The sequence below is a fragment of the Citrobacter braakii genome, from assembly GCF_009648935.1.
Classification (GTDB): domain Bacteria; phylum Pseudomonadota; class Gammaproteobacteria; order Enterobacterales; family Enterobacteriaceae; genus Citrobacter; species Citrobacter braakii.
The window spans coordinates 4,129,107-4,154,426 of record NZ_CP045771.1 but is presented as its reverse complement, the minus strand read 5'-3'; the positions used below and the strand labels follow the sequence as shown (position 1 = coordinate 4,154,426).

Here is a 25,320-nt window from a genome sequence, read left to right as displayed (position 1 = left end):
GCTGCGGCAGCGAATCATTTATGAGGCCACAAATGTCGTTGCCGCGTCTTTCTTTGACGGATGCCCGTCATCTTCACCTTGCCGCTCAAGGGCTGCTGAAAAAAACACGCCGTCGGGCAACCCCAGCAGATATTCTTGCTGCCATTTCGCGCATGTCGTTACTGCAAATCGATACCATCAATATTGTGGCGCGCAGCCCTTACCTGGTGCTGTTTAGTCGGTTGGGTGATTATTCGCCCCAGTGGCTGGATGACGCATTGCAGCGGGGCGAACTGATGGAATACTGGGCGCACGAGGCCTGCTTTTTGCCACGCAGCGACTTTATGCTGATACGTCACCGCATGCTGGCCCCGGAGAAAATGGGCTGGAAATATAAAGCGGAGTGGATGAAAGAACATGCGCATGAGATTGAGCAACTGCTCCAGCACATTCAGCATAACGGACCAGTCCGCTCTGCTGATTTTGAGCATCTGCACAAGGGGGCCAGCGGCTGGTGGGCATGGAAACCGCATAAGCGTCATCTTGAAGGCCTGTTCACCGCCGGGAAAGTGATGGTGGTGGAACGACGTAATTTCCAGCGAGTGTATGATTTAACCCATCGCGTCATGCCGCACTGGGATGATGAACGCGACCGGCTTTCACAGGAAGAAGCTGAAAGCCTCATGCTGGATAACAGCGCCCGCAGTCTGGGGATTTTTCGCGAACAATGGCTGGCAGACTACTATCGCCTGAAGCGCCCGGCGCTAAAAAACTGGTGCAACGTACGTGCACAGCAGCAACAGATTATTCCTGTTGATGTCGAAGGGTTAGGAACCCTGTGGCTGCATAGCCACCTTCAGCCGCTGCTGGAGCAGGCATTGACGGGTAAATTAACGGCGACGCATAGCGCAGTATTATCACCCTTTGATCCGGTGGTCTGGGATCGTAAACGGGCAGAGCAGCTATTCGATTTTAGCTATCGGCTCGAATGCTACACGCCAGCACCGAAACGTCAGTATGGTTATTTCGTCTTGCCGCTGCTGCATCGCGGGCAGTTAGTTGGGCGGATGGATGCCAAAATGCACCGCAAAACGGGCGTACTGGAAGTGATTTCGCTGTGGTTACAGGATGGCGTCAAACCTGGGGTTACTTTGCAAAAAGGATTGTTTCAGGCGATTGATGATTTTGCCCGCTGGCAGCAGGCAACACGTGTGACGCTGGGACGCTATCCTGAAGGTTTATTTGCTGATGCACGCCATGGTTGGGAAATAGACCCAGCACGGTAAGCGATTATGTTAATATTTACGGATTCACAATCCGGTCCATCTGGAGGAACTATGGATCATCGTCTGCTTGAAATCATTGCCTGCCCGGTATGCAATGGCAAACTCTGGTTTAACCAGGAAAAACAGGAACTGATTTGTAAACTGGATAACCTTGCTTTCCCACTGCGTGATGGCATTCCCGTGTTACTGGAAACCGAAGCTCGCGTTCTGACTGCTGATGAGAGTAAATCATGAGTTTTGTGGTCATTATTCCTGCGCGTTATGCGTCCACACGTTTGCCGGGCAAGCCGCTGCTGGATATCAATGGCAAGCCGATGATCGTGCATGTGCTGGAGCGTGCGCGTGAATCTGGCGCTGAACGTATTATCGTTGCGACCGATCACGAAGATGTTGCTCGCGCGGTAGAAGCGGTGGGGGGGGAAGTATGCATGACCCGCGCCGATCACCAGTCCGGTACGGAGCGTCTGGCGGAAGTCGTCGAGAAATGTGGCTTTAGCGATGATACCGTTATTGTGAACGTACAGGGTGATGAGCCGATGATCCCGGCGGTCATTATTCGCCAGGTCGCTGAGAATCTGGCACAGCGCCAGGTCGGTATGGCGACCCTTGCTGCCCCGATTCACAGTGCGGAAGAGGCATTTAATCCGAATGCGGTGAAAGTCGTTCTGGACGCCGAAGGTTATGCGCTCTATTTTTCACGCGCGACCATTCCGTGGGATCGCGACCGTTTCGCTAAAAGCCTGGAAACGGTAGGTGACACCTTCCTGCGACATCTGGGTATTTACGGCTATCGCGCCGGTTTTATCCGCCGTTATGTTAACTGGCAGCCTAGCCCGCTTGAGCATATTGAAATGCTGGAGCAACTACGTGTGCTGTGGTACGGCGAAAAAATTCATGTTGCCGTCGCAAAAGAAGTACCCGGTACCGGCGTAGACACTGCCGAAGATCTTGAGCGCGTTCGCGCCGAAATGCGTTAGTTTTTCTCACGACACTCCCCCTGATGACGCGAATTTTTGGGAGGAGTGTCATATCGTTACGCTTTCCCGCCACTTTTCTTTTCATCAATTGATCTCATCCGGGTGACATCTGTCTGCACGACGCTCATTATGAAAGCAGTAGCATTTATGAGGGCAATCCGAAATGGAACAGTTGCGTGCCGAACTCAGTCATCTGTTGGGTGAAAAACTCAGTCGTATAGAATGCGTGAATGAAAAAGTGGATACGGCCCTGTGGTCACTGTACGACAGCCAGGGAAATCCGATGCCACTGATGGCGAGAAGTTTCACCACGCCGGGTATGGCGCAGCAGTTGGCATGGAAAACCTCCATGCTGGCGCGCAGTGGTACGGTGCGTATGCCCGTCATTTATGGGGTCTTAACCCACGAGGAACATCCCGGTCCTGATGTGCTACTGCTTGAGCGTTTACGTGGAGTGCCGGTGGAAGCGCCTGCCCGAACGCCCGAACGCTGGGAACATTTAAAAGATCAGATCGTAGAAGGTCTGCTGTCATGGCATCGGCAGGATAGTGCTGGCTGCGTGGGAATGGTGGATAACACGCAAGAGAATATCTGGCCATCCTGGTATCGTCAGCGGGTTGAGGTGCTGTGGACCACGTTAAATCAGTTCAACAATACCGGGCTAACGATGCAGGACAAGCGGATCCTGTTTCGCACCCGTGAGTGCTTACCTACCTTATTTGCAGGATTCAATGATAACTGCGTGCTGATCCACGGTAATTTCAGTTTACGTAGCATGCTCAAAGACGCCCGTAGCGATCAGCTTCTGGCTATGGTGGGACCGGGGTTGATGCTGTGGGCGCCAAGGGAATATGAACTGTTCCGCCTGATGGATAATGCGCTGGCGGAAAGCCTGCTTTGGCAATACCTGCAGCGCGCGCCAGTGGCGGAGTCATTCATCTGGCGGCGCTGGTTGTATGTGTTATGGGATGAAGTGACGCAATTGGTCAACACCGGACGCTTTAATCGTTCCAACTTTGACCTGGCAACGAAATCATTGCTGCCGTGGCTCGCATGATAAACATGTGAACATCTTATCAGGCAACATTCCTGTCAATGTTCCGATCCCTTCAGCCACTGCCAGATGCGTCCCAGGGTTTCGTAACCAACGCGATCGCTATGCATCAACCAGACGGGGGAGGGTATAGCACGCTCCCACGGATTAAGCGGTGAATCAATTGCTAACTGATTGGCTGGCGCTGGCAGCGGATGCAAGCCAGCCTGCTGGAAGAAGATCATCGCCCGCGGTAAGTGGGAGGCAGAGGTTACCAGCAGGAACGGCGCATTGCCGATGGCCTTCTTTACCGCTGCGGCTTCTTCTTCGGTATCTTTGGGGTGATCCAGGGTGATGATTTCATCGGCTGGCACCCCCAGCGACTGCGCTACGCGGGCGCCAGCTTCTGCGGTACTGACGTTATTCGTCTTTGCGGCCGCGCCGGTAAAGATGAGCTTCGATCCCGGGTTTGCGCGCCATAGGCGAATACCTTCATTCAGACGTGGAAGGCTGTTGCTGATCAGATTTGAACTCGGCGCCCACTGCGGATTCCAGGTATACCCTCCGCCCAGCACCACAATATATTCCACTTTTTGCGAACCTTGCCACGTTGGATAACTGTCCTCAATCGGTTTCAACAGGCTGTCGGCGACGGGCTGTAAACTAAGGAGTAACAGTGCCAGCCAACTCAGGCTAATACACACTTTCCCTGTTTTTTGAAAGCGACTGAACCAGACCAGCGTCAGGCCAATACCCATCATAATTAGCATCAGTGGCAGCGGCAGCATCATACCGCCAATCACTTTCTTCAGCGTAAAAAGCATCCTTTTTGGTTCCTTTTTTAACCATACAGCAGGGGATCTGCAGGGATATTACACCAGGAAGGTTCATTCTCGGCGTGGGTGTGACAAAATAGCGGTTTTACTTAGTCACCCTAAAGCCAGTATGTGGAGAGCCCGATGCGGGACCGCAATTTTGATGACATTGCAGAGAAGTTTTCCCGTAACATTTACGGCACCACCAAAGGTCAATTAAGACAGGCTATCCTTTGGCAGGATCTGGATCGATTACTGGAAACGTTCGGTGAGCAAAAACTGCACATTCTGGATGCCGGTGGTGGTGAAGGGCAAACGGCCATCAAAATGGCGCAACGAGGACATTTCGTCACATTATGCGATCTGTCTGGCGAGATGATCGCCCGAGCGCAACAGGCGGCAGAGGCAAAAGGTGTGAGCGGGAACATGCATTTTATACAATGCGCCGCTCAGGATGTTGCTTCGCATTTGGAAAGCCCGGTTGATCTGATATTGTTTCATGCTGTGCTGGAGTGGGTGACAGATCCGGTCAGCGTGTTGCAGACTCTGTGGTCAGTATTGCGTCCAGGCGGCGCGCTGTCGTTAATGTTCTACAATGCTAACGGTCTGTTGATGCATAACATGGTCGCAGGGAACTTTGACTATGTGCAGGTGGGGATGCCGAAACGTAAAAAACGCACGCTTTCACCGGACTACCCACGCGATCCGGGGCAGGTCTACCAGTGGCTGGACGAGATCGGTTGGCAGATAACCGGTAAAACGGGCGTCCGTGTGTTTCATGATTATCTGCGAGATAAACATAAACAGCATGACGACTTTGAAATGTTACTTGAGTTAGAAACGCGCTATTGCCGCCAGGAACCGTATATCAGCCTTGGGCGCTATATTCATGTCACCGCGATTAAAAGTTCGGCCCGAGCCGCAGATGCAAGGATAATTTATGAGTGAATTTTCCCAGACAGTCCCCGAACTGGTTGCCTGGGCCAGAAAAAATGACTTCTCCATCTCTCTGCCGGTAGACAGACTTTCGTTCCTGCTGGCGGTCGCGACCTTAAACGGTGAGCGACTTGACGGCGAGATGAGTGAAGGTGAGCTGGTGGATGCGTTCCGCCATGTGAGTGATGCGTTTGAGCAAACCAGCGAAACCATCGGCGTACGCGCCAACAACGCGATCAACGATATGGTGCGTCAACGTCTGCTGAACCGCTTTACCAGCGAGCAGGCGGAAGGCAACGCTATATATCGTTTAACGCCATTGGGAATTGGCATCACGGATTACTACATTCGTCAGCGTGAATTCTCTACGCTGCGTCTTTCAATGCAGCTGTCGATTGTTGCAGGTGAACTAAAGCGCGCGGCGGATGCGGCAGCGGAAGGTGGCGATGAGTTCCACTGGCATCGCAACGTCTACGCGCCATTGAAATACTCGGTGGCGGAGATTTTCGACAGTATCGATCTGACCCAGCGCATCATGGATGAACAGCAGCAGCAGGTAAAAGACGACATCGCACAGTTGCTTAATAAAGACTGGCGGGCGGCGATCTCCAGCTGTGAACTGCTGCTCTCTGAAACGTCTGGTACGCTGCGTGAACTGCAGGATACGCTGGAAGCGGCGGGGGATAAGCTACAGGCTCACCTGTTACACATCCAGGACGCCACGATGACGCATGACGATTTGCATTTCGTCGATCGGTTGGTGTTTGACTTACAAAGTAAGCTCGACCGCATTATCAGTTGGGGTCAGCAGTCCATTGATTTATGGATCGGCTACGATCGTCACGTGCATAAGTTTATCCGTACCGCGATCGATATGGATAAAAACCGCGTCTTTGCCCAGCGTCTGCGCCAGTCCGTGCAGACATACTTTGACGATCCGTGGGCGCTAACCTATGCCAACGCCGATCGTCTGCTGGATATGCGTGACGAAGAGATGGTGCTGCGTGACGAAGAGGTCACCGGCGAGCTTCCGGAAGATCTGGAATATGAAGAATTTAACGAGATCCGTGAACAGTTGGCGGCGATCATCGAAGAACAGCTGGCTATCTACAAATCCAGACAAACACCACTGGATCTCGGTTTGGTCGTGCGCGAGTATCTGGCGCAATACCCACGTGCGCGTCATTTCGACGTCGCGCGCATAGTTATCGATCAGGCGGTACGCCTTGGCGTAGCGCAAGCAGACTTCACCGGACTGCCAGCCAAATGGCAGCCGATTAATGATTACGGAGCCAAGGTACAGGCGCATGTCATTGACAAATATTGAACAAGTGATGCCGGTAAAGCTGGCGCAGGCGCTGGCGAATCCGTTATTTCCGGCGCTGGACAGCGCCTTACGTTCGGGCCGCCATATCGGTCTGGATGAACTGGATAATCATGCCTTCCTGATGGATTTTCAGGAATATTTTGAAGAGTTTTACAGCCGCTATAACGTGGAATTGATCCGTGCGCCGGAAGGGTTCTTCTACCTTCGCCCGCGTTCAACGACGCTCATTCCCCGTTCGGTCCTGTCTGAACTGGACATGATGGTCGGTAAAATTCTTTGCTATCTCTATCTCAGCCCGGAACGCCTGGCGAATGAAGGGATTTTTACCCAGCAAGAGTTGTACGACGAGCTGCTAACGCTGGCTGATGAAGCGAAGCTGCTGAAACTGGTGAACAATCGTTCAACCGGTTCGGATGTTGATCGCCAGAAGCTACAGGAAAAAGTTCGTTCTTCGCTAAACCGTCTGCGCCGTTTAGGCATGGTGTGGTTTATGGGTCACGACAGCAGCAAATTCCGTATTACGGAATCAGTCTTCCGCTTTGGCGCGGACGTGCGCAGCGGTGACGATCCGCGCGAAGCGCAGCGTCGCTTAATTCGTGATGGCGAAGCGATGCCGGTCGAGAACCGCCTGCAGCTCAACGATGAGCCCGAAGAGAATCAGCCGGACAGTGGAGAAGAAGAATAATGATTGAACGCGGTAAATTTCGCTCACTTACGCTGATTAACTGGAATGGTTTTTTTGCCCGTACATTCGACCTTGATGAACTGGTTACCACGCTGTCCGGCGGTAACGGTGCGGGTAAGTCCACCACCATGGCGGCATTTGTTACAGCGCTCATCCCGGACTTAACCCTGCTGCATTTCCGTAACACCACCGAAGCCGGTGCAACCAGTGGTTCACGTGATAAGGGCCTGCACGGTAAGTTGAAAGCGGGCGTCTGTTACTCAATGCTCGACGTCCTCAACTCGCGCCATCAGCGCGTGGTCGTGGGGGTGCGACTGCAACAGGTTGCCGGTCGCGATCGTAAAGTGGATATCAAACCGTTTGCCATTCAGGGACTGCCGATGTCGGTGCAGCCAACCCAACTGGTGACGGAAACGCTGAATGAACGCCAGGCGCGCGTGCTGTCCCTCTCTGAGCTGAAAGAGAAGCTTGATGAGATGGAAGGCGTGCAGTTTAAACAGTTCAACTCAATCACCGATTATCACTCACTGATGTTCGATCTGGGCATCATCGCCCGTCGTCTGCGTTCCGCGTCTGACCGTAGTAAATTCTATCGTCTGATTGAAGCCTCGCTGTACGGTGGGATCTCCAGTGCCATTACCCGTTCACTGCGTGACTACCTGCTGCCGGAAAACAGCGGCGTACGTAAAGCCTTCCAGGATATGGAAGCTGCGCTGCGTGAAAACCGCATGACGCTGGAAGCGATTCGCGTAACTCAGTCTGACCGCGATCTGTTTAAGCATTTGATCAGCGAAGCGACCAACTATGTGGCCGCGGATTATATGCGTCACGCCAACGAACGTCGTATCCATCTTGATAAAGCGCTGGAATATCGTCGTGAGCTGCATACTTCACGCAAGCAGCTGGCCGCGGAGCAGTATAAGCACGTGGATATGGCGCGCGAACTGGGCGAGCATAACGGCGCGGAAGGCGATCTGGAGGCTGATTACCAGGCCGCGAGCGATCACCTGAATCTGGTGCAAACCGCGCTGCGTCAGCAGGAAAAAATTGAACGCTACGAAGCGGATCTTGAAGAACTGCAGGTCCGTCTCGAAGAACAAAATGAGGTGGTCGCGGAAGCCGTTGACCGCCAGGATGAAAACGAAGCCCGCGCAGAAGCCGCGGAACTGGAAGTGGATGAGCTGAAAAGCCAGCTTGCCGATTATCAGCAAGCGCTGGACGTCCAGCAAACGCGAGCCATCCAGTATACCCAGGCGATCCAGGCGCTGAATCGGGCGAAAGAGCTCTGTCACTTACCGGATCTGACCGCCCACAGCGCTGCTGAATGGCTGGAAACCTTCCAGGCTAAAGAGCAGGAAGCCACTGAAAAGCTGCTGACGCTGGAACAAAAAATGAGCGTGGCGCAAACCGCGCACAGCCAGTTCGAACAGGCTTATCAGCTGGTGGCGGCTATCAATGGCCCGCTGGCGCGTGGTGAAGCCTGGAGCGTGGCGCGTGAACTGCTGCGGGAAGGCGTTGAACAGCGCCACCTGGCGGAACAGGTTCAGCCGTTGCGTATGCGACTCAGCGAACTGGAGCAGCGTCTGCGCGAACAGCAAGACGCCGAACGTCTGCTGGCTGAATTCTGCAAGCGTCAGGGTAAACAGTTCGATATCGATGAGCTGGAAGCGCTGCACCAGGAGCTGGAAGCACGCATCGCCGCCTTGTCGGACAGCGTCTCTTCTGCCAGCGAACAGCGTATGACGTTGCGTCAGGAGCAGGAACAACTGCAGTCTCGTATCCAGCACCTGATGAAACGTGCGCCTGTCTGGCTGGCCGCGCAGAATAGCCTGAATCAGCTTAGCGAGCAGTGTGGCGAAGAGTTTACCTCAAGCCAGGACGTGACTGAGTATCTGCAACAACTGCTGGAGCGCGAGCGTGAAGCCATTGTTGAGCGTGATGAAGTCGGTGCGCGCAAAAATGCAGTTGATGAAGAAATTGAACGTTTAAGTCAGCCGGGCGGGGCGGAAGATCAGCGTCTGAACGCGCTGGCGGAGCGCTTCGGTGGCGTTCTGCTGTCAGAAATCTATGACGACGTTAGCCTTGAAGATGCGCCGTACTTCTCTGCGCTGTACGGTCCTTCGCGTCATGCCATCGTGGTGCCGGATCTGTCGCTGATTACCGAGCAGCTTGAAGGGCTGACGGATTGTCCGGAAGATCTCTATTTCATCGAAGGGGATCCGCAGTCGTTTGATGACAGCGTTTTCAGCGTTGATGAGCTGGAAAAAGCGGTAGTGGTGAAAACCGCCGAGCGTCAGTGGCGTTATTCCCGCTTCCCGACGGTGCCGATTTTTGGCCGTGCAGCGCGCGAAAGCCGTATCGAAACCCTGCATGCCGAGCGTGAAGGGCTGTCTGAACGTTTCGCAACGCTCTCCTTTGACGTCCAGAAAACCCAGCGTCTGCATCAGGCGTTCAGTCGTTTCATTGGCAGTCATTTGTCGGTGGCGTTTGAAGCCGATCCGGAAGCGGAAATTCGCCAACTGAATGGCCGTCGCGTTGAACTGGAACGTGCGCTGAGCAATCATGAAAATGATAATCAGCAAAGCCGTATGCAGTTTGAGCAGGCGAAAGAGGGGGTCTCTGCTCTTAACCGCCTTCTCCCGCGTTTGAATCTGCTGGCGGATGACACGCTGGCCGATCGCGTGGACGAAATTCGTGAGCGCCTGGATGAAGCCCAGGAAGCGGCGCGTTTTGTGCAGCAACATGGCAACCAGTTAGCCAAACTGGAACCGATTGTTTCGGTCCTGCAAAATGACCCTGAGCAGTTTGAACAACTGAAGGAAGACTACGCGTATTCCCAGCAGATGCAGCGCGATGCGCGTCAGCAAGCTTTTGCTCTGACCGAAGTGGTGCAGCGCCGGGCGCACTTTAGCTATTCCGACTCTGCTGAAATGCTTAGCGGCAACAGCGATCTGAACGAAAAACTGCGTGAGCGGCTGGAACAGGCGGAAGCTGAACGTACCCGCGCCCGTGAAGCGCTACGCAGTCACGCTGCACAGTTAAGCCAGTACAACCAGGTCATGGCGTCGCTGAAAAGCTCCTATGACACCAAAAAAGAGCTGCTTAACGATTTACAACGTGAACTGCAGGATATTGGCGTTCGTGCGGACAGCGGTGCAGAAGAGCGCGCGCGTATTCGTCGTGATGAACTGCATGCGCAGCTCAGCAACAACCGTGCGCGCCGTAACCAACTGGAAAAAGCGTTGACCTTCTGCGAAGCGGAGATGGAAAACCTGACCCGCAGGCTGCGCAAGCTGGAACGTGATTATTTTGAGATGCGCGAGCAGGTGGTTACCGCGAAAGCCGGATGGTGTGCGGTGATGCGGATGGTGAAAGATAACGGCGTTGAACGCCGCCTGCACCGTCGTGAGCTGGCGTATCTTTCCGGTGATGAACTGCGCTCGATGTCGGATAAGGCGCTTGGTGCGCTGCGCCTGGCGGTTGCGGATAACGAACACCTGCGTGATGTACTGCGCATGTCTGAAGATCCAAAACGTCCAGAGCGTAAAATTCAGTTCTTTGTCGCGGTTTATCAGCATCTGCGTGAGCGTATTCGCCAGGATATTATCCGTACCGACGATCCGGTTGAAGCGATCGAACAGATGGAGATTGAGCTGAGCCGTCTGACGGAAGAATTAACGTCCCGCGAACAGAAACTGGCGATCAGCTCTCGCAGCGTGGCGAATATCATTCGTAAGACCATTCAGCGCGAACAGAACCGTATTCGCATGCTGAACCAGGGGCTGCAAAGCGTGTCGTTTGGCCAGGTAAACAGCGTTCGTCTGAACGTCAACGTACGCGAGACGCATGCTACCTTGCTGGACGTACTTTCCGAACAGCATGAGCAGCACCAGGATCTGTTTAACAGCAATCGTCTGACCTTCTCTGAAGCGCTGGCGAAGTTGTATCAGCGTCTGAATCCGCAGATTGATATGGGGCAACGTACGCCGCAAACCATTGGTGAAGAACTGCTGGATTACCGTAACTATCTGGAAATGGAAGTTGAAGTTAACCGTGGCTCTGACGGCTGGCTGCGTGCTGAATCTGGCGCGCTGTCAACCGGTGAAGCGATCGGGACCGGGATGTCTATTCTGGTGATGGTTGTGCAAAGCTGGGAAGACGAAGGGCGTAGACTGCGCGGGAAAGATATTTCTCCTTGCCGTCTGCTGTTCCTGGATGAAGCTGCGCGACTTGATGCACGCTCTATCGCGACTCTGTTTGAACTGTGCGAGCGTCTGCAAATGCAGCTGATTATCGCAGCCCCAGAAAACATTAGCCCGGAGAAAGGCACCACCTACAAACTGGTGCGTAAAGTCTTCCAGAACACCGAACACGTTCACGTGGTAGGTCTGCGCGGGTTTGCGCCTCAGTTACCTGAGCCGCTGCCTGGCACCGAAGATGCCTCCTCGCAGGCAAGCTAAATAAAAGGCGGCTAAATGGCCGCCTTCTTTTCTTCCGAAAATTCTCAATAACTGGTGTAATTTCTTTAAACTTCTTTACATTAGGTTAGGCAAAAATTTTTTCATGTTTATATACTAAAGGTAAGCCTAACGCGTCACAGGCTTGCTCGTCATACTTCAGCTTGTATTGGCGTTTTACAGGTTCGGCCCCGCCAAAATAAGGGGAAGACATACGGCCTGGCTACTCAAAGTATGATAAAAAAACAGGGGGCAAGGGATGTTGCTTAATAAAATGTGTGGTCGTCGGCTGTCGGCAATTAGTTTGTGCCTGGCCGTAACATTCGCTCCACTGTTCAATGCGCAGGCCGATGAGCCTGAAATGATCCCTGGCGATAGCTCAGCGACCGTCAGTGAACAGCCAACAGCGTTATCGCAGCCGCAGGCTCAATCTTCCGCGACGGCTACCATGGCAGGTATCCAACCACTGCCCGAGGGCGTGTCAGTTGATAAAGCCCGCGCCGAATTACAATCTCAACTTCCAGCGGGCTTCACACCGGTTTATATGAGCCAACTGGAACTGCTGTATGCCGCACGCGAAATGAAACCGATGTGGGAAAATCGTGATGCGGTAAAAGCCTTTCAGCAACAGTTAGCTGAAGTGGCGATTGCCGGCTTTCAGCCGCAGTTCACCACCTGGGTTGCTCTACTGACTGACCCGGCAGTAACCGGTCAGGCGCGAGATATCGTGCTCTCAGATGCGATGATGGGATATCTGCACTTTATTGCCAACATCCCCGTCAAAGGTAATCGCTGGCTCTATAGCGATAAGCCCTATGCGCTGACGACGCCGCCGATTTCCGTGATCAACCAATGGCAAGTCGCGCTGGATAACGGTCAACTGACTTCGTTTGTCGCCAGCCTGGCACCGCAACATCCGCAGTACGCAGCCATGCATGAATCGCTGCTCAAGCTGGTGGGTGATACGCGGCCCTGGCCGCAACTGACCAGTACCGCGACGCTGCGTCCGGGGGAGTGGAGTAACGACATCCCTGCGCTGCGTGAAATTTTGCGCCGCACCGGGATGCTGGAATCTGTTGTCAGTACGGCTGTCAAAGAAGGCCGTAGCGCTTACGATCGTGAACTTGTTGACGCGGTTAAGCGATTTCAGACGTGGCAGGGGCTTGGGGCCGATGGCGCGATTGGCCCTGCCACGCGTGACTGGCTGAACGTGACGCCCGCTCAACGTGCGGGCGTGCTGGCGTTAAATATTCAGCGCTTGCGCCTGCTGCCGGGTACGCTGTCTACCGGTATTATGGTGAATATTCCTGCCTACTCGCTGGTGTATTATCAGAACGGCAATCAGGTGCTGGCCTCGCGCGTTATCGTCGGACGTCCCGATCGTAAAACGCCGATGATGAGCAGTGCGCTGAATAACGTGGTCGTTAACCCGCCGTGGAACGTGCCGCCGACGCTGGCCCGGAAGGATATTCTGCCTAAGGTTTGGAATGATCCGGGGTATCTTGAGCGTCACGGCTATACCGTAATGCGCGGCTGGAACAGCAAAGAGACGATAGATCCGTGGCAGGTTGACTGGGCCACCATCACCGCCTCCAATCTGCCGTTCCGCTTCCAGCAGGCTCCGGGAGCGCGTAACTCGCTCGGACGCTATAAATTCAATATGCCGAGTTCGGATGCTATTTATCTGCACGATACGCCGAACCACACTCTGTTCCAGAAGGATTCGCGGGCGTTAAGCTCCGGCTGCGTGCGCGTGAACAAGGCATCTGAGCTGGCGAATATGCTGCTACAGGATGCGGGGTGGAATGATACGCGCATCTCGGATGCCCTGAAGCAAGGGGATACAAGGTACGTGAATATTCGCCAGAATATCCCCGTTAACCTCTACTATCTGACCGCATTTGTTGGCCCGGATGGTCGCACGCAGTATCGTACAGATATTTACAATTACGATCAGACAGCGCGATCCAGTGCACAAATTGTGTCAAAAGCTGAACAATTAATCAGATAAATGAAGCAGTTCGAGGAAAATAATTGTCGTAAGTTATGCTGGAAACGGGGCGAAATGGCTGCAAGCCCCGTATTTCCTGGGGTTGGGAGCCTTGACGTGGACTACTTAGCCAGATAAGGTTTCCCGCGTGCGCTAGAGCATACATACGATAACATTGACCTTGTAGACCTTAAAACCATGGACAAATTTGACGCTAATCGCCGCAAACTGCTGGCGCTTGGTGGCATTGCCCTCGGCGCTGCCATCTTGCCTACGCCTGCGTTTGCTACACTCTCTACCCCACGTCCGCGCATTTTGACTCTGAATAACCTGCATACCGGTGAGTCAATAAAAGCAGAGTTTTTTGATGGCAGGGGCTATATTCAGGACGAATTAGCTAAACTTAATCACTTTTTCCGTGATTTTCGTGCGAATAAAGTGAAATCCATCGATCCGGGATTGTTCGATCAACTCTTCCGTCTGCAGGGCCTGCTGGGCACGCGTAAACCCGTACAGCTTATTTCTGGTTACCGCTCTATTGATACCAATAATGAATTACGTGCGCACAGCCGCGGTGTGGCAAAGAAAAGCTACCACACGAAAGGGCAGGCCATGGATTTCCATATTGAAGGCATCGCATTAAGTAATATTCGCAAAGCTGCGTTATCTATGCGCGCAGGTGGTGTAGGATACTACCCACGCAGTAACTTTGTGCATATTGACACCGGACCGGCGCGTCATTGGTGATCCATAAGCTTAATGAAACAGGAGCCGTATGAACTATCGTATTATTCCGGTCACTGCATTCGCCCAGAACTGCTCGTTAATCTGGTGTGAGCAAACCCGTCTGGCTGCGCTGGTCGATCCCGGCGGCGACGCTGAGAAAATCAAACAGGAAGTCGATGCCAGTGGCCTGACGCTAATGCAGATCCTGCTCACCCATGGTCATCTTGATCACGTAGGTGCGGCGGCTGAACTGGCACAGCATTATGGTGTACCGGTTATTGGTCCGGAAAAAGAAGATGAGTTCTGGTTACAAGGACTTCCTGCTCAGAGTCGCATGTTTGGCCTGGGCGATTGTGAGCCGCTGACGCCCGATCGCTGGTTGAATGAAGGCGACCGGGTAAGCGTGGGTAACGTGACGTTGCAGGTACTGCATTGCCCGGGTCACACGCCGGGACATGTGGTCTTCTTTGATGAACAATCAAAGCTACTGATTTCTGGTGACGTGATCTTCAAAGGCGGCGTAGGGCGCAGCGATTTTCCTCGCGGAGATCATAGTCAATTGATTGATTCGATTAAACGTAAACTGTTGCCGTTGGGCGATGACGTGACGTTTATTCCGGGTCACGGCCCACTTTCGACGTTGGGCAACGAACGGCTACATAATCCGTTCCTGCAGGATGAAATGCCAGTCTGGTAACACCGCAGATAAATGAAAAAGGCCGCTATTGCGGCCTTTTTAGTACGCGATAGATTACAGTACTGCGACAATCGCTTCGCACAGCGGCGCCATGTTATCTGGCGTCATTCCTGCTACGTTCACACGTCCGGAAGCGACGGCATAGACACCAAACTCTTCACGCAGACGCAGAACCTGCTCTTTGGTCAGGCCGCTGAATGAGAACATGCCGTTCTGTTTGATGATAAAGCTGAAATCGCGGTTCGCACCTTTCTCTTGCAGCGTATTCACAAACAGCAAACGCATGCGTTGGATGCGTTGACGCATATCAGTCAGTTCCTGCTCCCAGATAGCGCGCAGGGCATCGTTGCTCAGGATGGTTGCCACAACCGACGCACCGTGTGCTGGTGGGTTGGAATAGTTGGCACGAATGACGGATTTCATCTGGCTAAACGCGCGGTCGACGGTTTCAGCATCGGCTGCAACCAGCGTACAGGCGCCTACGCGCTCATTGTACAGACCAAAGTTCTTGGAGTAGGAGCTGGCGACGATCAGCTCTTTGTGCAGCGCAGCGAATGCGCGCAGACCTTCAGCATCTTCTTCCAGACCGCGGGCAAAGCCCTGGTATGCGAAGTCAAACAGCGGCAACCAACCTTTTTCGACAGAAAGCTGAGCCAGCGTTTGCCACTGCTCCAGCGTAGGATCGATACCGGTTGGGTTATGGCAGCAGCCGTGGAATAACACCACGTCGCCAGCCTGCGCTTCGCTGAGGCTTGCCAGCAGCGCATCAAAGTCTAATGAGTGGTTCGCGGCATCGTAATAGTTGTATTCACGAACTTCCAGACCGGCAGAGTTAAAGACGCTCTTATGGTTTGGCCAGCTTGGATTGCTCACCCATACGCGTTTAGCTGAGGTGTTTTTTGCCAGGAAATCAGCGGCCACACGCAGTGCGCCAGTGCCGCCAGGGGTCTGTGCTGTACGCGCACGTTTGTCGTTGATAAGCGAACTTTCTTTACCAAACAGTAATTCCTGAGTGCAGCGACCAAACTCTGGAATACCGTCGATGCCAAGGTAATTTTTGGTGGTTTCATTTTCCAGAATATATTGCTCGGCTTTTTTAACGCTGGTCAGTACCGGCGTTTTGCCTGTCTCATCTTTATATACACCGATCCCAAGGTTTATTTTTCCTGGGCGGTCATCGGCACGAAACAAATCAGCCAGACCCAAAATGGGGTCGGCAGGAGCGGCAGTAATGTTCTCAAACATGACGAGGTTCCATAGTGATTACAGAAGGGAAGTCCGCTATCAGGTTAACGGTAGATTTACAAAATGCCAACCGTTACTGACGAAAAGCCGAGGTGTTTTTTTAAGACGCAAGAATCCGCTAGCAGAGATAAAAAAACAGGACCGAAGTCCTGTTTTTAAGGCATTTAACAAAGAGGTCTGCTATTAGAACTGGTAAACGATACCCACTGCAACGGTGTCGTCAGAGCCTACGCCCAGTTTGTTGTCAGAATCGATCTGGTTGATGATGTAATCAACATAGGTGGACATGTTTTTGTTGAAGTAGTAAGTCGCACCCACTTCGAAGTAGTTCACCAGATCTACGTCGCCGATTCCTTCGATGTCCTTACCTTTAGATTTGGTATAGGCGAGGGACGGACGCAGGCCGAAGTCGAACTGGTACTGAGCAACCAACAGGACGTCTTCAGTTTTGTTAGCATAACCGTTAGCGATACGGGTTGCGTTACGGGTTTCGCTGTAGTTCGCCGCCAGGTAGATGTTGTTAGCATCGTATTTCAAGCCGGTCGCCCACTGCTCAGCTTTGTCGCCGTGGCCGCGCAGAAGTGGGTTTTGCTGGGCATCGGTACGATCAGCTGCACCATACGCACCTACGATACCAAAACCTTCGAATTCGTAGCTAACAGAGCCGCCAACGCCATCACCGTTAGAGCGACGAACGTCATCACGCTCGTTTTTGCCCAGGTACTGAACAGCGAAGTTCAGGCCTTCAACCAAACCGAAGAAGTTAGAGTTACGGTAAGTTGCGAGACCGCCGTTACGCTGGGAGAAGAACTGGTCGGAAGCAGCAGTGTCACCACCGAATTCTGGCAGCATATCGGTGTAACCCAGTGCATCGTAAACGACGCCGTAGTTACGACCGTAATCGAAGGAGCCTGCATCACCAAATTTCAGACCGGCAAACGCCAGACGGGTTTTGTTGCCATTCTGAGCATCATCACCGCCTTCAGAGTTATTGCCGCTGAACTGGTATTCCCACTGGCCGTAACCGGTCAGTTGGTCGTTAATCTGAGTTTCCCCTTTGAAACCAAGACGGGCGTAAGTCTGATCGCCATTAGGTGCGTAAGCATTGTCACCGTTGTGCTTGGAAAAATAGTGCAGACCTACTGCTTTACCGTACAGGTCTACTTTGTTGCCATCTTTGTTATAGATTTCTGCAGCGTTAGCTGCCCCGGCTACCAGCAGAGCAGGGATAACCACTGCCAGAATATTGCGCTTCATCATTATTTATTACCCTCATCGGTTTTTATATGACACCTGCCACTGCCGCCAATAATTTCCGTCAATAAAAATTTACGGAACTATTGATGAGAGTTTGGTGTCTTTATGTGTCTGACAGGCATCTTTCCATTCAAACTATCGTTTCGCTACCGTCAAAGTGCTACAAATATAAAGATTTGGTTTCAAAAAGAAAAAGTGTGTAACAAAATGTTATTTTTGTGCAACTTTGTGAACAACTTCAAATTTCAGATGTCCGTGCGCTAAAAATCACCACTTCTATTTCTATTTATATGATTTTCTTATATTTAATTTAGATAAACACCTTTTTTCTCTGTTCTGCCATAAAGTTCATGGTTTACAGATAGCTATTTCTGGACGTCTGGAATGCCGTGCAAATGGTCAGAAAATGTACTATTTAATCAGAAAATGCTAATCCACAATAAAAATGCTGATTATTTTTTGTTCAAATATGTTGCGATGAAATATTACGTAACAGGAAGGGGGAAGGCGAAGGGTTGTGTTAAACGCGGGAGGGGGATCCCAAAACGTGAAGCGGTGACAAAAAAAGCCAGCAATGCTGGCTTTTGTATCAAAAATGCAGGGTTAGAACGTGGCGTTACGCGGGGTACGCGGGAACGGAATAACGTCACGGACGTTCTGCACGCCGGTCACGTAAGCGATCAAACGCTCAAAGCCCAAACCGAAGCCGGAATGTGGAACGGTACCGTAGCGACGCAGGTCGCGATACCACCAGTAATCTTCTTTGTTCAGACCCATTTCCAGCATACGGGCATCCAGTACGTCCAGACGCTCTTCACGCTGAGAACCACCGATGATTTCACCGATTCCCGGAGCCAGGACGTCCATTGCTGCAACGGTTTTACCGTCTTCGTTAAGGCGCATATAAAACGCTTTGATATCTTTCGGGTAGTTTTTAACGACGACCGGCGCTTTAAAGTGCTCTTCAGCAAGATAACGTTCGTGCTCAGAAGAGAGATCCACACCCCAGTAAACCGGGTTTTCGAACTGTTTGCCGCATTTTTCCAGAATGCTTACCGCGTCGGTGTAATCCACCTGCGCGAAGTCAGCCTCAATGAAACGTTCCAGGCGTGAAATCGCGTCTTTGTCGACACGTTCGGCGAAGAATTTCATATCATCCGCACGCTCAGCCAGTACGGCTTTGAACGCGTACTTCAGCATCGCTTCAGCCAAGCCTGCAACATCGTTCAGGTCGGCGAAAGCCACTTCCGGTTCCAGCATCCAGAACTCTGCCAGGTGACGACTGGTATTAGAGTTTTCTGCACGGAACGTCGGGCCAAAGGTATAAATTTTGGACAGAGCACAGGCGTAGGTTTCGCCGTTCAGCTGACCGGAAACGGTCAGGAAAGCTTCTTTACCAAAGAAGTCTTTGTCGAAATCGACTTTGCCCTGATCGTTACGCGGCAGGTTTTCCAGATCCAGCGTAGACACGCGGAACATTTCACCGGCACCTTCCGTATCGGAAGCGGTGATCAGCGGAGTCGATACCCAAAAGAAACCCTGCTCGTGGAAGAAGCGATGCAGCGCTTGCGCCAGCGTATGACGTACACGCGCGACGGCACCAATCATGTTGGTACGTGGGCGCATGTGCGCCACTTCACGCAGATACTCAATGCTGTGACGCTTAGCCGCCATTGGATAGGTATCAGGATCTTCAACCCAGCCGGCTACTTCAACCTCAGTGGCCTGAATTTCAAAGCTCTGTCCTTGTCCAGGAGATGCAACGACTTTACCCGTTACGATAACTGAACAACCCGTCGTCAGGCGCAGTACGTCCTGATTGTAATTGGGCAGAGAATTATTGATGACGGCCTGTACAGGATCAAAGCAGGAACCGTCATAAACGGCGAGGAAGGAGATGCCAGCTTTTGAATCTCGGCGGGTACGCACCCATCCGCGCACGGTGACTTCGCTGTCAACGGCTACGCGGCCCTGGAGTACGTCGGCTACAGGCACAACGCTCATAATATTCTCTCTGTTAATAGTCGGATATATAAACACATGTCCACCCGTAATGGGGGGATACCTATGTTACCTGGCATCTGCAATCAGACAAGCAGAATTCGTAGCTGGAGTGAAAGATTTCGGAAATTAGCGTGAAAAGGGAGCCAAACTGGCTCCCTGGAAGGTTTAACTGGCTTTTTTAATATGCGGCAAATCGAAGGCTTTGCGTAGCGCGCGCACGAACGCTTTATCGTGGCAGATGGTTTTACCCGGGCTATCAGATAACTTCGCCACAGGTTTGCCGTTACATTCCACCAGCTTGATTACAATATTGAGCGGCTTAACCTGGGGAATATCACAGGTTAAACGTGTGCCAATACCAAAACTCAACTGCACACGAGAAGAGAAGTGGCGGTAGAGCTCAATCGCTTTTTTCAAATCGAGGTTATCTGAAAACACCAGCGTTTTGCTCAGCGGATCAATGCCCAGTTTTTCATAATGGGCGATGGCTTTTTCACCCCATTCCACCGGGTCGCCTGAGTCATGGCGTAAACCCTGATAGCGGGTCGCAAACTCGACGCCAAAGTCGCGTAAAAACGCATCCATGGTGATGCAATCGGTCAGCGCAATGCCGAGTTGGTCAGGATATTCATTTAACCAGGCGGCCAGGGCAACGCGCTGGCTGGTGGCAAGCTCAGGGCTGATTTGCTGATGAGCCTGGAACCACTCATGCGCCTGCGTGCCCATTGGGGTTAATGACAGGCGGCGGGCCAGATCGTAGTTACTGGTGCCGACAAACCAAGGCTCTCGCTGCAGGCGTTTAACAATAGCCTGCTGTACTTCACGTGAAAAACGACGACGCGTACCGAAATCCATCAGATGGAAGCGGGACATATCGACATCTTTCGTTAAAGCAGAGAATTCTACTAGTTTGCTTTCCAGCTCATCGAGTGCCTGCGGGACGCCTGATTCGGGCGAACGGTAACGGTGTACCATCTCGCTGATAACCGCTAGCAGCGGGACTTCCCACATGATCACTTCACGCCACGGCCCGGTTAAGCGAATGTTCAGCTTACCGTTATCATTGGTGACGCAAACCTGTTCCGGGTTATAGCGGAAATCACGTAACCAGGTGAGGTAATCAGCTTTAAAGAAAGGCAGGCCGGAGAGCCACTGGTACTCGTCCTCCTGCAGTCGCAGGTGTTGCATAGCATTCACCTGCTCACGAATAGAATCGGCATAAATACCGAGCAGGTCATCGCCACGGCAACGAAATTCAGCCGCTACTTGTACATCATAGTAGTGGTGAAAAACGGCTTGCTGCATATGCAACTTATAAGCGTCTGTATCCAGCAGCGAGTGCAGAACAGGAGAAGCGAATTGTGTCATAGGTGCGCAGTAGCATCCTCTCACGGGAGCGTTTAGTACAATAAACAACTAAGAAAACCGCTGGAGTATACCTTGTTTAGCGATTTATTGAACCCCGATCACACCATAAGCTGTCTTTCTGGTCGAGGGCAATTCGTGCCGCGTGTTATAAAAATGTAGCAAAAAGGGTGTTTGTGCCTGAAAAGATGAACATTCTGCGTAGCGCGATTTACGCAACAGGAATAGACTGAAGCCGAGACTCTACCAAAGATGCTAAAGGTTTTTTATGACACAACAGCCACAAGCCAAATACCGTCACGACTATCGTGCGCCGGATTACCAGATTACTGATATTGACTTGACCTTTGACCTGGATGCTGAAAAAACCGTGGTCACCGCCGTGAGCCAGGCTGTCCGTCATGGCGCGTCCGATGCGCCCCTGCGCCTGAATGGTGAAGATCTGACCCTGGTGTCGATCCACGTGAACGACGAGCCGTGGGCAGAGTATAAAGAAGAAGAGGGCGCTCTGGTCATCAGTCAACTGCCGGAACGTTTTACGCTGCGTATCGTGAATGAAATTAGCCCGGCGGCCAATACCGCGCTGGAAGGACTGTACAAGTCCGGCGACGCGCTGTGCACCCAGTGTGAAGCGGAAGGGTTCCGCCATATTACCTGGTATCTCGACAGGCCGGATGTTCTGGCGCGTTTTACCACCAAAATTATCGCCGATAAAACCCAATATCCGTTCCTGCTCTCCAACGGTAACCGCGTGGCGCAGGGGGAACTGGAAAATGGTCGTCACTGGGTACAGTGGCAGGATCCGTTCCCGAAACCGTGTTATCTGTTTGCGCTGGTAGCCGGTGATTTCGACGTCCTGCGCGACACCTTTACCACCCGTTCCGGGCGTGAAGTGGCGCTGGAACTGTACGTCGATCGCGGCAACCTGGACCGCGCGCCGTGGGCGATGACCTCGCTGAAAAACTCCATGAAATGGGATGAAGAGCGCTTTGGCCTCGAATATGACCTCGACATTTATATGATTGTCGCGGTCGATTTCTTCAACATGGGGGCGATGGAGAATAAAGGTCTGAACATCTTTAACTCCAAATATGTGCTGGCACGTACCGATACCGCCACCGACAAAGACTACCTCGATATTGAGCGCGTCATCGGTCACGAATATTTCCACAACTGGACCGGCAACCGCGTGACCTGTCGCGACTGGTTCCAGTTGAGCCTGAAAGAGGGGCTAACCGTGTTCCGCGATCAGGAGTTCAGTTCCGATCTCGGCTCACGCGCGGTAAACCGGATCAGCAATGTGCGCACCATGCGCGGCCTGCAGTTTGCCGAAGATGCCAGCCCAATGGCGCATCCTATCCGTCCGGATATGGTCATTGAAATGAACAACTTCTATACCCTGACCGTGTACGAAAAGGGCGCTGAAGTTATTCGTATGATCCACACCCTGCTCGGTGAGGCTAACTTCCAGAAAGGGATGCAGTTGTACTTTGAGCGTCATGACGGCAGCGCTGCAACCTGTGATGATTTCGTGCAGGCGATGGAAGATGCGTCCAACGTCGATCTTTCGCATTTCCGCCGCTGGTACAGTCAGTCCGGTACGCCGATTCTGACCGTGCGTGATGACTACAATCCATCCACTGAGCAGTACACGCTGACTATCAGCCAGCGCACGCCGGTCACGCCGGATCAGGCCGAAAAACAGCCGCTGCATATTCCTTTCGCCCTCGAGTTGTATGACAACCAAGGGAAAGTGATCCCGCTGCAAAAAGGCGGGCACCCGGTGAATTCCGTACTCAATGTCACCCAGACTGAGCAGACGTTTGTCTTTGATAATGTCTACTTCCAGCCGGTTCCGGCACTGCTGTGCGAATTTTCCGCACCGGTAAAACTGGAATACAAATGGAGCGATCAGCAACTGACTTTCTTGATGCGTCATGCGCGTAACGATTTCTCTCGTTGGGACGCGGCGCAAAGCTTGCTGGCGACCTATATTAAGCTCAACGTAGCCCGCCATCAGCAGGGACAGCCGCTGTCGCTGCCGGTACACGTGGCCGATGCATTACGGGCGATTTTGCTGGATGAGAAAATCGATCCGGCACTGGCGGCAGAGATTCTGACGCTGCCTTCGGTGAATGAAATTGCTGAACTGTTCGACATCATCGATCCGGTGGCGATAACGGAAGTACGTGAAGCGTTAACTCGCACGCTGGCGGCCGAACTGGCGGATGAATTCCTCGCCATCTATAACGCTAATCATCTTGATGAGTACCGCGTTGAGCATGCCGATATTGGCAAGCGTACGCTACGTAATGCCTGCCTGCGTTTCCTTGCCTTTGGTGAAACCCATCTGGCCGACACGCTGGTCAGCAAGCAGTACCGTGAAGCAAACAATATGACCGATGCGCTGGCGGCGCTGTCCGCGGCAGTCGCGGCGCAATTGCCTTGCCGCGACACGCTAATGCAGGAGTATGACGATAAGTGGCATCATGACGGTCTGGTGATGGACAAATGGTTTATCCTGCAATCCACCAGCCCGGCGAGAAACGTGCTGGAAACGGTACGTGGCTTACTGAAGCACCGTTCCTTCAGTATGAGTAACCCGAACCGAATCCGGTCTCTGATTGGTGCCTTTGCGGGCAGCAACCCGGCGGCATTCCATGCGGAAGATGGCAGCGGCTATCAGTTCCTGGTTGACATGCTGACTGAACTCAATAGCCGTAACCCGCAGGTGGCGTCACGTCTGATTGAGCCTCTGATTCGCTTAAAACGGTATGATGCAAAACGTCAGACGCAGATGCGCGCGGCGCTGGAACAGCTGAAAGGTCTGGAGAATCTCTCCGGCGATCTGTTCGAGAAGGTAACCAAAGCGTTAGCCTGAAACGTTGACCTGTCGTTTTGTAAGCCGGGATAGGCGGTAACGCCGCTATCCGGCAAAAGGCCCGGTGGCGCTTGCGCTTACTGGGCCTGATTTTTCTGAATGCTTATCCATGCCGGCGGATCGGCTGTTCCGTTTCGCTACGCTGCATTACCCGGTTCAACACTTCTGCTTCCAGCTCTGCCAGACGCACCGAACCAATCCGGCGTGGTCGCGCAATATCCACTGTTAAATCCAGTCCGATTTTTCCATCTTCAATAAGCAACACGCGATCGGCCATTGCCACCGCTTCACTGACGTCATGGGTGACCAGCAGTACGGTAAAGCCGTGCTCTTGCCATAAAGAGACAATCAGCTCCTGCATTTCAAGGCGGGTTAAGGCATCCAGCGCACCGAGGGGTTCATCCAGCAGCAGCAGACCGGGACGATGAATTAATGCCCGCGCCAGGGCCACGCGCTGTTTTTGTCCACCGGACAGGGCGGCAGGCCATTCCTGAGCACGATTCTCCAGCCCAACTGCGGCCAGCGCGTCCCGGGCCGCATCGCGCCAGTGACCTTTCAGACCCAGACCCACATTATCGATAACCGTCTTCCAGGGCAGCAGACGCGCATCCTGAAACATCATTCGCGTATCCTCCTGAATTTCTGCCAGCGGGGTGGTTCCGGCAAGTAATGCACCTGAGGTGGGAGACTCCAGCCCAGCCAGCAGACGCAGTAGCGTGCTTTTTCCTCCTCCGCTGCGGCCAACCACGGCAACAAACTGTCCGGCCTGAATGTGCAAATCTAACTGATTGAGCACCGTATTGGCGGCGTATTGCTTCGTCACGGCACTCAGTAAAAGCGGCGTGCCTTGGTTTAGGCGAGCGGTATTCATACGGTAGCCTCCTTCACATGGTAAGCCGGGTTCCAGCGCAGCCAGATCCGCTCCAGCCATTGGGCGCAGACGTCGGCAAGTTTGCCGAGCAGGGCGTAGAGAATAATGGCCACCACGACCACATCGGTTTGCAGAAATTCGCGGGCGTTCATTGCCAGGTAACCAATGCCGGCATTGGCTGAAATGGTCTCCGCGACAATAAGCGTCAACCACATCAGCCCGAGAGCAAAACGCACGCCAACCATAATCGAGGGCAGGGCACCGGGGAGGATCACATGAATAAATAGTGAAAAACCAGACAACCCATAGCTGCGAGCCATCTCTACCAGACCGCGATCGATATTGCGGATCCCATGCCAAGTGTTGATGTAAATCGGAAAAAGCGTGCCCAGCGCGACGAGAAAGATCTTGGCGGATTCATCAATGCCGAACCACAAAATCACCAGTGGGATCAGCGCCAGATGCGGCACGTTACGCAGCATCTGCACCGAAGTATCCAGCAGGCGTTCTCCCCACCGCGAAAGACCGCTAATCAGTCCCAGCGTCAGGCCAATCGATCCGCCGATGGAGAAGCCTACCAGCGCGCGCCAGGAGCTGATCGCCAGATGCTGCCAAAGCTCGCCGCTGGCGGAAAGCGTCCAGAAGGCTTCGACAACGCCCTCCGGAGAGGGCAGGATGCGGGTGGACAACCAGCCCATTGATGATGCGAGCTGCCAGAGCGCGACCAACCCAACCGGTAAAAACCAGGGCGCGAGGCGCAGTAACCACCTGTTTTTCGGCGTTGCCATC

At 52.9% G+C, this 25,320-nt stretch carries 19 protein-coding genes; 12 read left to right on the top strand and 7 right to left on the bottom strand.

Annotated elements, in window-relative coordinates:
• The first annotated feature begins 32 nt into the window (after positions 1-32).
• The 4 genes from GFC06_RS19650 (at position 33) to GFC06_RS19635 (ending at position 3,299) form a co-directional block, all read left to right on the top strand.
• Positions 33-1,265: a winged helix-turn-helix domain-containing protein gene (locus tag GFC06_RS19650; RefSeq protein ID WP_153690554.1), complete on the top strand. Its 1,233-nt coding sequence runs from the start codon at positions 33-35 to the stop codon at positions 1,263-1,265.
• Positions 1,266-1,316: 51 nt separating this feature from the next.
• Positions 1,317-1,499, top strand: coding sequence for a protein YcaR (gene ycaR / locus GFC06_RS19645; protein ID WP_003035793.1), 183 nt, complete (start codon positions 1,317-1,319; stop codon positions 1,497-1,499).
• Positions 1,496-2,242 (top strand): 3-deoxy-manno-octulosonate cytidylyltransferase, encoded by a 747-nt coding sequence (gene kdsB, locus GFC06_RS19640; RefSeq protein WP_016152452.1) that lies wholly within the window; start codon positions 1,496-1,498, stop codon positions 2,240-2,242. Before ycaR ends, kdsB begins: the two co-directional genes overlap by 4 nt.
• Before the next feature lie 163 nt (positions 2,243-2,405).
• Positions 2,406-3,299 (top strand): YcbJ family phosphotransferase, encoded by an 894-nt coding sequence (locus GFC06_RS19635; RefSeq protein WP_016152453.1) that lies wholly within the window; start codon positions 2,406-2,408, stop codon positions 3,297-3,299.
• A 35-nt stretch (positions 3,300-3,334) separates the two neighbouring features.
• Here GFC06_RS19635 and elyC read toward each other — a convergent pair whose 3' ends face one another.
• Positions 3,335-4,099: an envelope biogenesis factor ElyC gene (gene elyC, locus GFC06_RS19630; RefSeq protein ID WP_049283218.1), complete on the bottom strand. Its 765-nt coding sequence runs from the start codon at positions 4,097-4,099 to the stop codon at positions 3,335-3,337.
• Between the two features lie 135 nt (positions 4,100-4,234).
• Here elyC and cmoM point away from each other — a divergent pair, with 135 nt between their 5' ends.
• The 7 genes from cmoM to GFC06_RS19595 all read left to right on the top strand — a co-directional run bounded on the left by cmoM (position 4,235) and on the right by GFC06_RS19595 (position 14,908).
• The gene (cmoM, locus tag GFC06_RS19625; RefSeq protein ID WP_019076402.1) at positions 4,235-5,038 is read left to right on the top strand and encodes a tRNA uridine 5-oxyacetic acid(34) methyltransferase CmoM; all 804 of its coding nucleotides are present in this window, start codon (positions 4,235-4,237) and stop codon (positions 5,036-5,038) included.
• Positions 5,031-6,353, top strand: a complete 1,323-nt coding sequence (mukF, locus tag GFC06_RS19620; protein WP_016156123.1) for a chromosome partition protein MukF — start codon at positions 5,031-5,033, stop codon at positions 6,351-6,353. Before cmoM ends, mukF begins: the two co-directional genes overlap by 8 nt.
• A complete protein-coding gene (gene mukE, locus GFC06_RS19615; RefSeq protein ID WP_016152457.1) occupies positions 6,334-7,038 on the top strand; it encodes a chromosome partition protein MukE in 705 nt (234 codons plus the stop codon). Before mukF ends, mukE begins: the two co-directional genes overlap by 20 nt.
• Complete coding sequence (gene mukB, locus GFC06_RS19610) at positions 7,038-11,498, top strand: chromosome partition protein MukB (RefSeq protein ID WP_153690553.1); 4,461 nt, start codon at positions 7,038-7,040, stop codon at positions 11,496-11,498. The genes mukE and mukB overlap by 1 nt, the downstream gene beginning before the upstream one ends.
• Before the next feature lie 256 nt (positions 11,499-11,754).
• Positions 11,755-13,506 carry a L,D-transpeptidase gene (gene ldtD, locus GFC06_RS19605; RefSeq protein ID WP_153690552.1) on the top strand — a complete coding sequence of 584 codons (1,752 nt, stop codon included), beginning with the start codon at positions 11,755-11,757 and terminating at the stop codon, positions 13,504-13,506.
• Between the two features lie 177 nt (positions 13,507-13,683).
• A complete protein-coding gene (locus GFC06_RS19600; RefSeq protein WP_016152461.1) occupies positions 13,684-14,232 on the top strand; it encodes a YcbK family protein in 549 nt (182 codons plus the stop codon).
• Between the two features lie 28 nt (positions 14,233-14,260).
• Positions 14,261-14,908: an MBL fold metallo-hydrolase gene (locus GFC06_RS19595; RefSeq protein ID WP_003035823.1), complete on the top strand. Its 648-nt coding sequence runs from the start codon at positions 14,261-14,263 to the stop codon at positions 14,906-14,908.
• Between the two features lie 54 nt (positions 14,909-14,962).
• On the opposite strand, the gene aspC is transcribed toward GFC06_RS19595, so the two are convergent.
• The 4 genes from aspC to pncB all read right to left on the bottom strand — a co-directional run bounded on the left by aspC (position 14,963) and on the right by pncB (position 20,782).
• Positions 14,963-16,153, bottom strand: coding sequence for an aspartate transaminase (gene aspC, locus GFC06_RS19590; RefSeq protein WP_016152462.1), 1,191 nt, complete (start codon positions 16,151-16,153; stop codon positions 14,963-14,965).
• A gap of 183 nt (positions 16,154-16,336) precedes the next feature.
• Entirely contained in the window at positions 16,337-17,413 is a 1,077-nt protein-coding gene (ompF, locus tag GFC06_RS19585) for a porin OmpF (RefSeq protein ID WP_016156126.1), read from the bottom strand.
• A gap of 600 nt (positions 17,414-18,013) precedes the next feature.
• A complete protein-coding gene (asnS, locus tag GFC06_RS19580) occupies positions 18,014-19,414 on the bottom strand; it encodes an asparagine--tRNA ligase (RefSeq protein ID WP_016152464.1) in 1,401 nt (466 codons plus the stop codon).
• A gap of 165 nt (positions 19,415-19,579) precedes the next feature.
• The gene (gene pncB / locus GFC06_RS19575; protein ID WP_016152465.1) at positions 19,580-20,782 is read right to left on the bottom strand and encodes a nicotinate phosphoribosyltransferase; all 1,203 of its coding nucleotides are present in this window, start codon (positions 20,780-20,782) and stop codon (positions 19,580-19,582) included.
• A gap of 265 nt (positions 20,783-21,047) precedes the next feature.
• On the opposite strand from pncB, the gene pepN reads away from it, so the two are divergent.
• Positions 21,048-23,660: an aminopeptidase N gene (gene pepN, locus GFC06_RS19570; RefSeq protein ID WP_153690551.1), complete on the top strand. Its 2,613-nt coding sequence runs from the start codon at positions 21,048-21,050 to the stop codon at positions 23,658-23,660.
• 103 nt (positions 23,661-23,763) lie between these two features.
• Here the strand turns inward: pepN and ssuB are convergent, their stop codons facing one another.
• Together ssuB and ssuC are read right to left on the bottom strand one after the other, a co-directional pair.
• Positions 23,764-24,531, bottom strand: coding sequence for an aliphatic sulfonates ABC transporter ATP-binding protein (gene ssuB, locus GFC06_RS19565; RefSeq protein ID WP_016152467.1), 768 nt, complete (start codon positions 24,529-24,531; stop codon positions 23,764-23,766).
• Positions 24,528-25,319: an aliphatic sulfonate ABC transporter permease SsuC gene (gene ssuC / locus GFC06_RS19560; RefSeq protein ID WP_141875041.1), complete on the bottom strand. Its 792-nt coding sequence runs from the start codon at positions 25,317-25,319 to the stop codon at positions 24,528-24,530. Before ssuC ends, ssuB begins: the two co-directional genes overlap by 4 nt.
• Between the last annotated feature and the right edge of the window lies 1 nt (position 25,320).